Annotated in this window: 1 protein-coding gene; it reads left to right on the top strand. The window is 78.7% G+C overall.

Features of this window, described 5'->3' with window-relative positions:
• A partial coding sequence (locus G3I53_RS28160) for a serine hydrolase domain-containing protein (RefSeq protein WP_164438917.1) occupies positions 1-1,006 on the top strand: 1,006 nt, incomplete at its 5' end.
• Positions 1,007-1,049 lie beyond the last annotated feature (43 nt).

The following is a 1,049-nucleotide window of genomic DNA, read 5'->3' as shown; positions in this document are numbered from 1 at the left end:
CGGCGGCGACCGCCTCGCTGCGCGCCTCGACGAGGCGGTCGCCGCCGCCGACGCCCCCGACGCCGTCTTCGCCGTCTCCCGGCGGGGCCGGCGCATCGTGCGCTCCGGCGGCACCGCACCGCCCCCGGCACGCCCCCGCGACAGCCTCCGCTACGAGATCGGCTCGGCCACCAAGGCGTTCACCGGACTCCTGCTGACCCGGCTCGTGGACCGGGGCCGCCTGTCCGGCGCCGAACCCGCCGCCGCCCTCCTGGGCGGGCACCCGTCCCGGGACGGGTGCCCGGCGACGCTCGCCCACCTGATCACCCACACCGCCGGACTGCCCGCCCTCCCGCCGGGCTTCCTCGCCCGCGCCCTGCCCGCCTGGCACACCAACCCCTACGGCCGCTACCCCGGCGACCGGGTCGTCGCCGCCTTCCTGCGGCACCCCCCACGCCACCGGCCCGGCACCCGCTGGCGCTACTCCAACTTCGGTGTCGCGGTGCTCGGTCACGCGCTCGCCGCCGCCACCGGCACCGGCTGGCAGGACCTCACCGAGCGCCTGCTGCTGGACCCCCTGGACCTGCGCGGCACGAGCGTGCGGTCGGACGCCGACGGCCGGGACGCCACCGGGCACCGCAAGGACGGCGAGGCGCTGCCCCCCTTCGACCCTGGGGGCTTCCAGGCGGCCGGGGCGGTCCGGGCCACCCCGCACGACCTGCTCACCTTCCTCGAGGCACACCTCGACCCCGCCCGCGCACCGGACCTCGCCGGAGCGCTCGACGCGGTCCGCACCCCGGTACTGCGCCGGGGTCTCGGGCACCGGCACGTGCACACGGTCGCGTGGTTCCGTCACCCCACGGACGGCGGGCCCCTCTACTTCCACAGCGGCGCGACCCTCGGACAGCAGGCGTTCATCGGCTTCCGGCCGGACACCGGCACCGCCCTCGCCGCGGTGTGCACCCGCCGCTACCGCGCCCACGACCCCTTCGGAGCCGCCGCCTACGCCCTCCTCGCGGACGGCTGACCGCGGCCGGCCGGACCGGCCGCCCCCCGGCGCAGACGGCGGC

Origin of the sequence: Streptomyces sp. SID14436, assembly GCF_010548465.1 — a bacterium.
Classification (GTDB): Bacteria; Actinomycetota; Actinomycetes; order Streptomycetales; family Streptomycetaceae; genus Streptomyces.
Note: the sequence above shows the minus strand (reverse complement) of the source record. Positions and strands in the feature narration are given on the sequence as shown.